Raw genomic sequence first — 12244 nt, 5'->3', positions numbered from 1 at the left:
TACGAGTTCCCCTACCTTTCAGGCTTATACGCTGCCGCCCCCTCAAACAAAAATCCCGCCTAAAAACCGCCCCAAAGCAACATAACATAACACACATTATAAAACTGCCCTCCACCGCTCGCCCGAAGTTGAGCCCACGGCGAAATCCCGACCCTTTGGGACCGTCGTTATAATGGGTGTTATGTTAAGTAGCCTCACATCCCAACGCCTGGCCACCACTCCGCCGTCTCCCTCCGGTCAGTCAGCGGCGAAGCCTGCGGCAGCAAGGCAATTGTAGTTGGGGCAATCTTCCAATGCCCCAAACCCCTTTGGATGTACGGCATGATAGATAAATCCGCTCAATCCAACCCGCTAACCAAAGCTTTATCCATCACGCCGTACCCGTATAAAGCTTTTTCTTTCAAATGAAAACCAATTGAAAGAAAAAACTTTCTATCTTTAAAATGTTTGAAAAAACAGAAGTTCTTTGACTGAAAAGCTGTGTAGAGAGGTGGGATATTGTCGCGGAAAAACGTACAGAGATTCCTGAGTGTGGATCCACTACAAAAGCAATATCCTGAGTTAACCCCATATCAGTTTGCAAGTAACACGCCGATACAGGCAATTGACTTAGATGGTTTGGAAGAATACCATTATACTCTAACGCTGATTAAAAATAAGCCCGTTTTTACTTTAAATAAGGTAGTCCGAGAATATGATTGGACTTTTTTTGGATTATTTCATATAGGTACAACTAAAGCGCCTCGTAAGGATGTTATTACTTATAATAATGGAATAAACACCAATACCTATGAGTTTAATAAAAGTGGTTATAATGGTACAATTGCTAAATTTAATCCAACTGGTGGATTTGAAGACTTAGAGGCATGGAAAGAAAATCCTAATATTTCTTTTGATGCGGCCTTTAATTCAAATTTTGAATTGGGCTTACAGCGGGGCGAACAATTGGCTGATTATGCTGTGGCGGCACATTTGACGACAAAGCTAATTACAACTAGAGCCAGAGTAGTAGTGCCTAAATGGAATGGGCCAGTAGACTATTCGAGTGTAAAAGAACCTAACACTGTTGGCCCTGGTTTAGAGACAACACGTACTCAACGTCAACGTATTTTAGATTACAATAAAAAAATAAACGGAGGCCTACTTAGAAGCGATGAAGATGGAAGTGTTCTTAATATGCCAACGAATGTCCCTAAAGGAGGTAAAGCAGATATGAAACAGGCTGAAGTAGATCATATTGACGAAAGAGTTACTGGTGGGTCAAATAGCATTAGAAATTTAAGAGTGGTTTCTAAAGAACAAAATTTAAAAAAGGAATCTCAAAGAAGAAATCAATGATAAAGGAATTTAAGGAAAATTTAGATACGGCTGTTTTTACAAGTAAATATGTAATGACCAATAGCAGCCCGATAGTTTATATAGCTCATCATGAGGATGGTGCTTGGGAGTTCTGGGGTGATCAAACTATCAATGAATCTGAAATAGTTGTTGTTTCTTTACAACAGATTATCAAAGTAGACCCAACAATCTTAGAGGTTTCAGATCTTCCTATTGGTTTTAATGCTATTCGTGAGACGAAAGAGAAGCCCTGGGTATTAGTTTCTAAAAATTAATTGAGCTGTATCAGTGAGCATCCTCATGGTAATTATTATCCTTGAGGATGCTAACGAAGCTTAATATATTTTTGCTTTAAGGCGTTTTTTGCAACATTTAGTAACGATGTATCTCCGTTTGCTGTTTCTAAACAATGGTTAAGGAAGTCAGAGGTTAATTGTTTGTCCCATCCAGCGCATGAGGCTGCTAATCCATATCTAGGATCACAATAAGCATACTCCTTTCCTATACGGTCCTTGTGTTTGTGTAAGTCCCAAGCTAATCTAATTAGCGTTTTTATTTCATCTGTTGAAGGGATCATTTTGTCATATCCAAGGGGGTTTAATGCTCCATCGACTATGGATAAAGAGCCTATTTTTAATAATTCAATTATTGGCTTTGCATCTTCTAGAGATTTTCGTTTTAGTCTAATATAGGTTTGTGCGGATGCATAGCTTATCATGCTATGAGGTGTGTTTAATAAAACTATTTTGCTGATTATCGGAAGTGCTTGTTTATAGTCGATCAAACCTAAAGCTAAAATCATTTCAACTTGGGTTTCCCATGTTTTTGTATTTTGAGATTCTTTTAAATAGGCATTAAAAAGGCTTTCTCCAAGCTCAATTAGTTTCTGTTTGCCAATTTCCTTGGCGCCTTTTCTTCTGTCGCTGGATTTGCTGGAAGTAAGAAATGTTTTGATTTGTTCTAATGTCATCATATTTGTTGAGCGTATGCTAGCTTACTTTTCTAAAATGCTATCTCCACTGCAAATGCCCATCTACGTATAGACGGGTTTTAAATGTTAGCAGTGATCAAGCCGGGCTTTTTACTTTTCCAGCATTTCGAGTTTGATGAGCCTTGCTTTAATTGCTCCATAAGAGCGTCCGTGCAGTTTAGCGAGTTGGGAGATCTTGGTGCCTTCGTTAAAATCCTTTAACAAAAGGCTGTCTTCTTCGGTCGTCCATGGCTGTCCCTGTTTTCCCTTTTGGGCGAGGCTCTTTATTTCATTGATTGCAAAATAGAGCGCCCTGATTACAGGAGGCTGCTGGTATGGGCTATCGGGCGGGAAAATCTCGCCTGTTGCAGGGTCAACACCTGCCGCCAACTGCTCCAGTACCTCGATATGTGCGTTGTTATCCTGCATGGGTTTACATGGCACCTATCTTGGCCGATTTGATGAAGTAGTCTACAGTAGTAAGGAGGCATTCCCTTTCTTTTTCTGGTAGTACGGCAATATCCTGGAAGCGTTTGAGCATAGCGGGGTCCTTAAACAGATTGGCCTGGTCATTTTCCCCCAACAGATAGCCTACGGTGGTATCCAGAATCCTGGCCAGTTTCTTGGCGACATCGATTGACGGCACCATCTCGTCGCGTTCATATTTGCCGATGGTGGTATGCGAGGTCACGAAAGCCTCCGCCAGTTCCTTTTGCGAAAGGCCCTTTGCCTTCCTGCACTCCGTTAATCTTTTACCGAAAGTATCCATAATGCACCTTTTTATGTATCAATAAACCTGTTTTGAAGCGTTATTGTCAAATATATGCATATAAAAATGGTTATTAAAATATCAAAATGTTGTCTTTGTAAACACAATTATGTTTCTTTGCACCTGATAATGTGTATTTAAAAATTGTAAACTTTTTTTGGCGATGGAAATAACGGAGATAAAGCAGCGGCGCCATAAAAAGATACGTGCTGACAATGGGAAGCAAGGCCGAAACGGCCAGCTATGCCGATGTGCTGGATTATATCGGGCTTTTAAGGGAACAAAACCTGCATCCAAAATCCCTGCGCAACAATCTTTTTGCCATAAAAATATACTATCGTTTCCTGGTGGCCACAGGAAAGCGGAACGACCATCCCTGCCAGTACCTGAACCTAAAAGACCAGATAAACAGAGCTATACAGATTGAAAGCCTTTACCCAAAAGAAATATTGGAAAACCTTTTTGAAACCTGGGAAAGCAGGAACAAATCCAATCAGATAAGAGATAAGATAATCATCAGCTTGCTCATTTATCAAGCTTTGTTGGTGTTGGAGATTAGCCAACTCAAAATAAGCGACATAAACCTTGATGACGGATCAATAAAAGTAAAAGGCAATACCAAAAATAAAAGCCGGACATTGAGCCTAAAACCAAAGCAAATATTGCTGTTCCATAATTATCTTCAGAACGAATTCAAGACTTATAGAAACTAACAAAAACCGAGTAAAAGAGAAGAATACTTTTTATTGAACGAAGACGGCCTGCAGCTTCGGAGCGGTAGCATCAACAGAATGATAAACCAGGGCAAAGACGTTCAGAATAAGTTAATCCCACTCAAAATAAGACAGTCTGTGATTGCCCAATTGGTCAGGGAAAACAACGATATCAGGATAGTACAGGAGTTTGCGGGACACCGAAGGACATCGGCCACGGAAGCCTATAAGCAAACAGGACTGGAAGAGTTAAAATCAGCCATTGACAAACTGCATCCGCTACAATAATTCCATTCGCACAGACCCCGGGCAAAAAATACAGCCACCCCGTACATACGGGGTTCCCCCTGTCTTTTTCGCCCTTAGCCTGGCCGCCCCTTCTGGCAGTTTTTTGTCACGCTTTTTGTACCCCGCATGGCAGCACATGCGCCTTTCAGTACGAGTTCCCCTACCTTTCAGGCTTATACGCTGCCGCCCCCTCAAACAAAAATCCCGCCCAAAAACTGCCCCAAAGCACCATAACATAACACGCATTATAAAACTGCCCCACAAAGCCCAAACACAACCAAAGCCGTCAGTTATAATGGGTGTTATGTTAAGTAGCCGCTCTTCCCACCACCTGGCCACCGCTCCGCCGTCTCCCTCCGGTCAGTCAGCGGCGAAGCCTGCGGCAGCAAGGCAGTTGTAGTTGGGGCAATCTTCCAATGCCCCAAACCCCTTTGGATGTACGGCATGATGGATAAATCCGCTCAATCCAACCCGCTAACCAAAGCTTTATCCATCACGCCGTACCCGTACAAAGCTTTTTCTTTCAGATGAAAACCAATTGAAAGAAAAAACTTTCTACCTTTAAATGTTTGAAAAAACAAAAGTTCTTTGACCAGTACTGTGTAGAGAGGTGGAATATTGTAGCGGAAAAGCGTACAGAGGTTTCTGAGTGTGGATCCGATTGCAGCTGAATATCCAGAGTTGACACCTTATCAGTTTGCGAGTAACAGGCCTATCGATGGAATTGATCAAGATGGACTAGAATATTTTCCTAGAAATTTTGAAACATCATTGATTTTCGGCGATTTTGCCAAGCCAAAAAGTAAGCGCTTGACTGACAAACAAATTAAAGAGAATGGAGCTCGTATGAATCGGATGGCTATAACAGGAACAGCAATCGGAACAGGTTTAGGTCTCGATATTTTATCTGGTGGAAGATTCTCTACGTTTCTAGGCGCATCAGAACTATTCTCTGCATTTGAACATAAAAGTGCAACCACAGATGAGGCTAAAAAAGAACAGTCTCAACGTGCGAAAAATGCACTAGCAAACAGTATGCTAAACTTTGGTTTAGGATATACTTTTAATAAAATGATTCCAATTTTTGCTGTGGCAGGAAAAACAGTCCTTAATAAAATGGAAAGAATAGGTATTTTTATGGAAGAATTGAAGTTAGCAAATCCTGTTAAAAATCAAACGGAGGCTATTAATTTAATAAATTCATCTCTTGATAAAGTTGAGGATGCATATAGCGGGATTAAGAAAGCTCCAGGTATACCTGATGGAAATGATGGAAGAATGTATGGAATTCTAGATAAAAAATATGTTAAAACTCTTGAAGACGGCACTCAGATAGCTACAACAAAGGGTCAAAGGATTGTATTAAATACTGATGGCAGTTTTAAGATACAGACAAAAGATGGTAGTAAAACTTTATTTGAGAAAGCAGGGGTAAAAAAATGATAGATCTTAAATATTTTGAAGGTTTCGTCAGAGATATTTTCTCTGATAGTATAACTTACATAGACTACTTTAAAGAAGATTTAGTATTTATGGATATTGATTGTTTTCCTAGCGAATCATATAAATTGACTCTAGCCTTATCTTCAGATGATGTAAGAGTTGCAACGGTAAGTAAAGAACCCGAACTTGATTTTTCTTTATATGATTACTTTTTTAAAGATAGGATTGAAGCTGAGAATTTTTTACTGTCAATCAAAGCGACTGGAAAATATCCCTCTAGTTTAAGCGATTTCTAGCGCAAGCATAAGTGTAACAGTGTTTGTGCTTTAAAATAATACTAGCCTGGCCTTGTGCCGGGCTTTTACTTTTCCAGCATTCCGAGTTTAAGAAGCCTTGCTTTAATTGCGCCATAAGAGCGTCCATGCAGTTTAGCGAGTTCGGTTATCTTAATCCCTTCGTTAAACTGTTTTACCAACAGCTCATCTTCTGATGGTGTCCATGGCTGTCCCTGTTTTCCCTTAACTGCTAAAACTTTAAGTTCGGTGATTGCAAAGTAAAGCGCCCTGATTACGGGCCCTTGCTGATAAGGGCTGTCGGGAGGGAAAACCTCTCCGGTTGCAGGGTCAACACCTGCGGCCAGCTGCTCCAGTACTTCCATATGTACGTTGTTATCCTGCATGGGTTTACATTGCCCCTGCTAGTCCGAGCGGATTGCAATTAGATAAATTTGTGCTGGTGCGAGTTTTTAACTCGTACCATAGTTTTAAAATTTAGAAAATGGCAATCGCCTGCTAGTCCGAGCGGATTACAATTAGATAAATTGTGCTGGTGCGAGTTTTTAACTCGTACCAATATAAAAAAGCTATAGTTCTAAAATTTAGAAGGTCGCAATCCTAAACTTTCATAATTTTCGAGACACAACAATCCAGTTGAGGCAGGCTTTGTAACAGCAGATTACCATTGTGAGGTATAGCAGTGCAATAGATTTTTCTGGAGAAAGGGGTTTATTAGAAATTGATATAATTTAAGTTAATTTGGATACGAGCTACAAGCTCGCACCAGCTTGGGAAAATCCGTTTAATTGATAAGGGTGGTAATGGAAACATTATCTATAGTTACGATCCATCAGGCAACCGGGTAAGTAAAACAAGCAATAACCTTAATACCTATTATGTACGCGATGCACAGGGCAATAACTTAGCGGTTTACGATAATGAAGGCGGAAGCATTCATTGGCAGGAGCAAACTTTATATGGCAGTAGCCGTTTGGGAATGTGGCGGCCAAAGATTAACTTAGCAAGTGCCGTTTTAAGTACAGGTAACCAGCAATGGGGTACCTATGGCAAAAAGTTCTTTGAGTTAAGCAACCATTTGGGCAATACCATGGTGGTGATTAATGATGTTCGGAAAAACGATAACGCTCCTTTTGAGTCTAACGTAATTAATGCCAACGATTATTATGCCTTTGGTGGACAAATGCCTGGCAGAAGTTATACTTTAGACAGTAACCCCGCCTACCGTTATGGTTTTAACGGTAAGGAGAACGATAATGAGGTGAAAGGAGCAGGAAACCAGCAGGATTATTCACTTTCTTTTATAATTTCATAGGCGTTCATGAGCTCGGCAGCGCCTCGGTTACGGGATGCGGATCTATGACCCGAGGATAGGAAAGTTTCTGAGCGTGGATCCGATAACTAAGGAATATCCAGAGTTGACACCTTACCAGTTTGCGAGTAATACGCCAATACAGGCGATCGATGTGGATGGTCAAGAAAAGTTTCATTATACTTTAGTTAGAACTGGTGATGGCAAACCTTGGTTGAAACCTGGTAAAGTTGAGAATTTTGTTGAGACTACGTCTTCATGGGACCCAACTTGGACAAGTTGGTTCAAGACTCGCACAACAACGGTTTCAAATCCTAGAAAAGAATATATTGTCAGTGGAGTCGCTCCAGTAACTTATGGGTTAGATGGTAACGGGCAGCAGACAGATAATTTTACCTGGACATTCACTTCTGAAAAGGATATGAAGAGTGCTGAAGCTCACGGCGGCCCATCAAATTATGGTGGGTGGAGTTGGAGTAACTCTGATCAGAAAGCCAGGACAGGAATGTTTATTGGTGTTTTCAATACAATGGAGGCTGAAGGAGAAAGTCCTAGCGGCGGACTTTCGGGACTTGGATCAAGGTTATGGCCTATGCCTAAGCCGCGATTGAATATTTCTAATAAAATTGGAGCAGATTTTGAGGCTCTTCTAGTTAAAAAACTTGGGGGCACTGGAAGCTTCACCAGTGGTGGTAGGGAGCTTGATGGTGCTTTTGGAAATGTTTGGTATGAAGCAAAAGGAGGCAACTTTTGGGAGAATGTTGCGTCCAAAGACCCTAGTAAATGGAAGTCGACATTTGGACAGAAAAAATCAATTTCTAATCAAAATGGAAAAATTTTTCAAGTCTATTCGGAAAAATCGATCTCTCAAGAATTTAAAGATTTCTTCAAAAAGAAAGGAATCGAATATTTTGAAAATGTAAAAGAATAATGTCAAAAATTGCAAGTATTGAATTTGGTGTTAATAATAACCCATTAAATAAGGATGTTCTTTCTTTGATTGATATGTTTCAATTGTCTGGATGGAGTATCAATGAGTACAATGTTATCAGATTTCTACCACTCAGAGACACTGATTTTGGTTGGGAATACTCGCCAATAACAGAAATTGAAACTGTGTATGCACAAATAAGGGAAAAAGAAAAGTTACAGGAATTAATTGGTATTGCCCTTTTTGCTAAAGATGTATCTATTGGAGTTAGTGCTTTATTCTATCCAAAATTAGAAAAGATTGTGTTCATTGCCGATTTAAATCGGAAGACAATCTTGAATACTGATATAACCGACTTAACATGGTATCTGAAAAATATAATTGCTGTCTTAAGTCAGGCAAAATTGTCGATAGAATATATTCGTTGCGAGGAAAGTTAAGAGAATTTTCCTCGCTAGCCCCTCACTAGCGCAAGTCCAATGTCATTAAGTTAAGGATATTAACATTAATTAGTAACTTATCTTATCAATTATCGTAAATGAATGATCGCTTTGCCATAAAAAGGTATGGCAATTAAAACACCATTACATTATGTTGCACTGAGCCCCCCCTGCTAGTCCGAGCGGATTGCAATTAGATAAATTTGTGCTGGTGCGAGTTTTTAACTCGTACCATAGTTTTAAAATTTAGAAAATGGCAATCGCCTGCTAGTCCGAGTGGATTGTAATTAGATAAATTGTGCTGGTGCGAGTTTTTAACTCGTACCAATATAAAAAAGCCATAGTTCTAAATTTAGAAAGTTGCAATCCTAAATTTCATATTTTCGAGACATGGTATATTTACAACCAGCTAGTTGAGGCAGGGTTTGTAACGGAAGATTACCGTTGGAAGTATAGTAGTGCAATAGATTTTTCTAGAGAAAAGGGTTTATTAGAAATTGATATAATTTAAGTTAATTTGGTTACGAGCTACAAGCTCGCACCAGCTTGGGGGTTATGACGATGTGACTCGAGGCGCTAGGAACAGTCTTAAATCAACAGAGAAATTTGGTGAAAGCTTAATGCTAAAAGGTGGTTTAGACTATTTATCCGATAAGTACAACGATCATTTAAAAAATAAATAATGCAAAAATCTTTTAGTGGAATTATTGTTAAGATTGTAGCGTCGATTATACTAATTGGCTTTACATATGATTTATATTCAAACTGTAAGTTTTATATAATTCGAAGAGCTAGCGTAGGTGAAATTAAAAGTATTATTCTAGGTGAGGGACATGATAAAGCTATCGTTCAGTTTACTTATTATAATAAGTTATTAAATCAATTAAAGGTGGACAGTGTGAGTCTGAATAATTACGATGCAAAAGAATTGAGGAGTAATCATAAAGATATAGTAATTTCATATACAAAGACTAAAGCATATTTAAATGGTTATAATACTCCAAGAGCATTAATCTTCGTTTTTGATATATTTATGATCTTTATAATGCTATTTTTTTTATACCCTTTTAAAAAAAGAAATCATCACTAGCGCAAGTCTTCGTGTGAAGGCTTGTGAGCTGGCTGACTTGTGTTTAAAATAATTTTAGCCTGGCGTATTTGTGCCGGGCTTTTTACTTTTCCAGCATTTCGAGTTTGATTAGCCTTGCTTTTATGGCTCCATAGGATCGTCCGTGCAGTCTGGTCAGGTCGGAGATTTTGTTGCCTTCATTAAAATGCTTTAACAACAGGCTGTCTTCTTGGGTTGTCCATGGCTGTCGCCTGCTAGTCCGAGCGGATTGCAATTAGATAAATTTGTGCTGGTGCGAGTTTTTAACTCGTACCATAGTTTTAAAATTTAGAAAATGGCAATCCTAAACTTTCATAATTTTCGAGACATAATAATCATAGATTATCTAAATTGCTATAAATTAGATAACGGAACAAAATGAGCAGAAAGTATAAGTTTTATAACAAAGAGGGACTATATTTTGTCAGCTTTGCAACTGTGTATTGGATTGATGTTTTTGTTAGGTTACAATATTTTAACATTTTGATAGAGAGTTTAGATTATTGTCGAAAAAGTAAAGGCATGGAAGTTTATTGCTGGTGCATAATGCCTAGCCATGTACATTTAATATTTAGTGCAAAAAATAATAATCCAGGCGATGTACTACGCGATTTCAAAGTACACACATCCAAGAAGCTTCAAAAGGAGATTAGTGAAAATATACAAGAAAGCAGAAAAGAGTGGCTGCTTTGGATGTTTAAACGAGCAGGAGAGAAAAACAGTAATATAACAAATGGCCAGTTTTGGCAAGAGCATAACAAGCCTATTGAGCTGTGGTCAAATGAAGTAATTGATCAAAAAGTCGATTATATTCACAACAATCCGGTTGAGGCAGGCTTTGTAACAGAAGATTACCATTGGAAGTATAGTAGTGCAATAGATTTTTCTGGAGAAAAGGGTTTATTAGAAATTGATATAATTTAAGTTAATTTGGATACGAGCTACAAGCTCGCACCAGCTTGGGGTGGCACTACGGAAGGTATTGTTAACGGGATACCTAAAAATGCGCCAGGAGTCACTATAAATAAAGTTAAATAATAAAATAATGAATAACAAAGGCGATCGCTTTTTATTGCAATGCAAAGTGAACTATTTTAAAGGGATTACTCCATCCAATCCAATTAATTATCAGGACTTGGATTACCAGCTATTAATTGACATTGGAGTGGAATATCTTCATAGTAATGAAATTGAAGAGTTTGCATATTTCTTTAGAGAGAGCCAATATTTTGTTCCCCTATGGGCAGCTCATATAATATATGATTATGGGAATCCCAATAATCAATTAAAAAAAGAGTGTTTGGGGGTCATAAAAGATTATTCAGAACATCCTTTAAATAGTAAGATTTCAGAGGAAGAAACAGCTTGGATAAAGTTACATCAAAATGAATTTCCCTCACTAGCCTCTGCTAGTCCGAGTGGATTGTAATTAGATAAATTGTGCTGGTGCGAGTTTTTAACTCGTACCAATATAAAAAAGCCATAGTTCTAAATTTAGAAGGTCGCAATCCTAAACTTTCATAATTTTCAAGATATAACAATCCAGTTGAGGCAGGCTTTGTAACAGCAGATTACCATTGTGAGGTATAGCAGCGCAATAGATTTTTCTGGAGAAAGGGGTTGTTAGAAATTGATATAATTTAAGTTAATTTGGATACGAGCTACAAGCTCGCACCAGCTTGGGGGCAGGAGTAGCTGAAGTGACGGAAACATTTCATAAAAAATATTCTAAGATTTTGCATATAAATCCTAATACTACAGGTTCAGGTATAAATAGACAACTTTTTGATAAATGGAAAAAGGCTTATTGGGAGAATAGATCGTTGGATTTCAAACTAAAAAAATAACATGGATAAATTTGAAGAAATAAAAAACCTTATTGAAGATAATTCTGAAATATTAAATTTTGCAGAATATGGCGATGGAGTTTCAGATGAAGAAATCTTGAGCGCGGAGAGGAGATTAAATGTAGTGTTTCCACCATCATATATATGGTGGCTAAAGCATTATTTTGGCGGGGAAATTTATGGAGATGAAATATTCAGCATTTATAATTCGGAAGATGAGGATATTCCTGGTGGCGATATAGTATATATAAATAAGCTTGATAGGAAAAATGGGTTTATTAATTCTACGCAGTTATCGATAATGAGTAATGATGTAGGTGAGACATTTTTTTTTGATTTGCTAAAGATCGACGAAAATGGCGAAGCTCCTGTGTATAAACTACCTAGTAATGAAAAGTATGCTAATGATTTCTTGGATTTTTTAAAGAAGCAAATCTTAGAAAAATATCTTTAAATAATGTATTTTTTCTCCCCTGCTAGTCCAAGCGGATTGCAATTAGATACCCAATCTGGTCTTAGCGTCTCGCTGAGACCTTTTGTTTAGTCTATTATTTTGTGCTTTAAGAATTAATAATACGTATGCAGCCCATTCCTAGCGCATGGCTTGATCTTAGTGACAATATACTTGATAGTTATTTAGACTTGCATGTGCTCTCATCTTTTTTCAATTATATTTACGAATTTAAACTTTTGTAAACATAGGAGACTTGCGCTAGGAATGGGCTGCATACGTATTATTAATTCTTAAAGCACAAAATAATAGACTAAACAAAAGGTCTCAGCGAGACGCTA

At 38.2% G+C, this 12244-nt stretch carries 16 protein-coding genes and 1 pseudogene; 13 read left to right on the top strand and 4 right to left on the bottom strand.

Going from position 1 to position 12244, the window contains the following annotated elements:
* Positions 1–531: 531 nt before the first annotated feature.
* Both J7E57_RS21400 and J7E57_RS21395 read left to right on the top strand, forming a co-directional pair.
* Complete coding sequence (locus J7E57_RS21400; RefSeq protein WP_215131106.1) at positions 532–1338, top strand: HNH endonuclease signature motif containing protein; 807 nt, start codon at positions 532–534, stop codon at positions 1336–1338.
* Entirely contained in the window at positions 1335–1613 is a 279-nt protein-coding gene (locus tag J7E57_RS21395) for a hypothetical protein (RefSeq protein ID WP_215131108.1), read from the top strand. Before J7E57_RS21400 ends, J7E57_RS21395 begins: the two co-directional genes overlap by 4 nt.
* Before the next feature lie 50 nt (positions 1614–1663).
* Here the strand turns inward: J7E57_RS21395 and J7E57_RS21390 are convergent, their stop codons facing one another.
* The 3 genes from J7E57_RS21390 to J7E57_RS21380 form a co-directional block, all read right to left on the bottom strand.
* Positions 1664–2311, bottom strand: a complete 648-nt coding sequence (locus J7E57_RS21390; RefSeq protein WP_215131110.1) for a hypothetical protein — start codon at positions 2309–2311, stop codon at positions 1664–1666.
* Between the two features lie 108 nt (positions 2312–2419).
* Positions 2420–2737 carry a hypothetical protein gene (locus J7E57_RS21385; protein WP_215131111.1) on the bottom strand — a complete coding sequence of 106 codons (318 nt, stop codon included), beginning with the start codon at positions 2735–2737 and terminating at the stop codon, positions 2420–2422.
* Between the two features lie 4 nt (positions 2738–2741).
* Positions 2742–3077, bottom strand: coding sequence for a helix-turn-helix domain-containing protein (locus J7E57_RS21380; protein WP_215131113.1), 336 nt, complete (start codon positions 3075–3077; stop codon positions 2742–2744).
* Between the two features lie 215 nt (positions 3078–3292).
* Between J7E57_RS21380 and J7E57_RS27520 the strand changes: the two are divergent.
* The 3 genes and pseudogenes from J7E57_RS27520 to J7E57_RS21360 all read left to right on the top strand — a co-directional run bounded on the left by J7E57_RS27520 (position 3293) and on the right by J7E57_RS21360 (position 5817).
* Positions 3293–4078: pseudogene (locus J7E57_RS27520) on the top strand (tyrosine-type recombinase/integrase).
* 651 nt (positions 4079–4729) lie between these two features.
* Positions 4730–5521, top strand: a complete 792-nt coding sequence (locus tag J7E57_RS21365; protein WP_215131119.1) for a hypothetical protein — start codon at positions 4730–4732, stop codon at positions 5519–5521.
* A complete protein-coding gene (locus tag J7E57_RS21360; RefSeq protein WP_215131121.1) occupies positions 5518–5817 on the top strand; it encodes a hypothetical protein in 300 nt (99 codons plus the stop codon). Before J7E57_RS21365 ends, J7E57_RS21360 begins: the two co-directional genes overlap by 4 nt.
* Before the next feature lie 65 nt (positions 5818–5882).
* Here the strand turns inward: J7E57_RS21360 and J7E57_RS21355 are convergent, their stop codons facing one another.
* Positions 5883–6200 carry a hypothetical protein gene (locus J7E57_RS21355; protein WP_215131123.1) on the bottom strand — a complete coding sequence of 106 codons (318 nt, stop codon included), beginning with the start codon at positions 6198–6200 and terminating at the stop codon, positions 5883–5885.
* A gap of 593 nt (positions 6201–6793) precedes the next feature.
* Between J7E57_RS21355 and J7E57_RS21350 the strand changes: the two genes are divergently transcribed.
* The 8 genes from J7E57_RS21350 to J7E57_RS21315 all read left to right on the top strand — a co-directional run bounded on the left by J7E57_RS21350 (position 6794) and on the right by J7E57_RS21315 (position 11906).
* Entirely contained in the window at positions 6794–7129 is a 336-nt protein-coding gene (locus tag J7E57_RS21350) for a hypothetical protein (RefSeq protein ID WP_215131125.1), read from the top strand.
* Between the two features lie 34 nt (positions 7130–7163).
* Positions 7164–8057, top strand: a complete 894-nt coding sequence (locus J7E57_RS21345; protein ID WP_215131127.1) for an RHS repeat-associated core domain-containing protein — start codon at positions 7164–7166, stop codon at positions 8055–8057.
* Positions 8057–8497, top strand: coding sequence for a hypothetical protein (locus J7E57_RS21340; RefSeq protein ID WP_215131129.1), 441 nt, complete (start codon positions 8057–8059; stop codon positions 8495–8497). Before J7E57_RS21345 ends, J7E57_RS21340 begins: the two co-directional genes overlap by 1 nt.
* Positions 8498–9179: 682 nt before the next feature.
* Complete coding sequence (locus J7E57_RS21335) at positions 9180–9587, top strand: hypothetical protein (protein WP_215131131.1); 408 nt, start codon at positions 9180–9182, stop codon at positions 9585–9587.
* Positions 9588–9983: 396 nt separating this feature from the next.
* Positions 9984–10529: an REP-associated tyrosine transposase gene (locus J7E57_RS21330; protein ID WP_215131133.1), complete on the top strand. Its 546-nt coding sequence runs from the start codon at positions 9984–9986 to the stop codon at positions 10527–10529.
* A 121-nt stretch (positions 10530–10650) separates the two neighbouring features.
* The gene (locus tag J7E57_RS21325; RefSeq protein WP_215131135.1) at positions 10651–11034 is read left to right on the top strand and encodes a hypothetical protein; all 384 of its coding nucleotides are present in this window, start codon (positions 10651–10653) and stop codon (positions 11032–11034) included.
* A gap of 271 nt (positions 11035–11305) precedes the next feature.
* Positions 11306–11452 carry an HNH/ENDO VII family nuclease gene (locus J7E57_RS27515; RefSeq protein ID WP_410522694.1) on the top strand — a complete coding sequence of 49 codons (147 nt, stop codon included), beginning with the start codon at positions 11306–11308 and terminating at the stop codon, positions 11450–11452.
* A 1-nt stretch (position 11453) separates the two neighbouring features.
* Positions 11454–11906: an SMI1/KNR4 family protein gene (locus J7E57_RS21315; protein ID WP_215131139.1), complete on the top strand. Its 453-nt coding sequence runs from the start codon at positions 11454–11456 to the stop codon at positions 11904–11906.
* Positions 11907–12244 lie beyond the last annotated feature (338 nt).

Source organism: Pedobacter sp. ISL-64, assembly GCF_018613605.1.
Lineage (GTDB): Bacteria > Bacteroidota > Bacteroidia > Sphingobacteriales > Sphingobacteriaceae > Pedobacter.
The sequence above is the reverse complement of the archived record's forward strand: the minus strand, read 5'-3'. Positions and strand labels throughout refer to the sequence as shown.

Coding starts and splice junctions, on each gene's coding strand:
- J7E57_RS21395 (WP_215131108.1), top strand. CDS start 1,335: ATGATAAAGGAATTTAAGGAAAATTTAGATACGGCTGTTTTTACAAGT.
- J7E57_RS21390 (WP_215131110.1), bottom strand. CDS start 2,311: ATGATGACATTAGAACAAATCAAAACATTTCTTACTTCCAGCAAATCC.
- J7E57_RS21385 (WP_215131111.1), bottom strand. CDS start 2,737: ATGCAGGATAACAACGCACATATCGAGGTACTGGAGCAGTTGGCGGCA.
- J7E57_RS21380 (WP_215131113.1), bottom strand. CDS start 3,077: ATGGATACTTTCGGTAAAAGATTAACGGAGTGCAGGAAGGCAAAGGGC.
- J7E57_RS21360 (WP_215131121.1), top strand. CDS start 5,518: ATGATAGATCTTAAATATTTTGAAGGTTTCGTCAGAGATATTTTCTCT.
- J7E57_RS21355 (WP_215131123.1), bottom strand. CDS start 6,200: ATGCAGGATAACAACGTACATATGGAAGTACTGGAGCAGCTGGCCGCA.
- J7E57_RS21350 (WP_215131125.1), top strand. CDS start 6,794: ATGTGGCGGCCAAAGATTAACTTAGCAAGTGCCGTTTTAAGTACAGGT.
- J7E57_RS21345 (WP_215131127.1), top strand. CDS start 7,164: ATGCGGATCTATGACCCGAGGATAGGAAAGTTTCTGAGCGTGGATCCG.
- J7E57_RS21340 (WP_215131129.1), top strand. CDS start 8,057: ATGTCAAAAATTGCAAGTATTGAATTTGGTGTTAATAATAACCCATTA.
- J7E57_RS21335 (WP_215131131.1), top strand. CDS start 9,180: ATGCAAAAATCTTTTAGTGGAATTATTGTTAAGATTGTAGCGTCGATT.
- J7E57_RS21330 (WP_215131133.1), top strand. CDS start 9,984: ATGAGCAGAAAGTATAAGTTTTATAACAAAGAGGGACTATATTTTGTC.
- J7E57_RS21325 (WP_215131135.1), top strand. CDS start 10,651: ATGAATAACAAAGGCGATCGCTTTTTATTGCAATGCAAAGTGAACTAT.
- J7E57_RS21315 (WP_215131139.1), top strand. CDS start 11,454: ATGGATAAATTTGAAGAAATAAAAAACCTTATTGAAGATAATTCTGAA.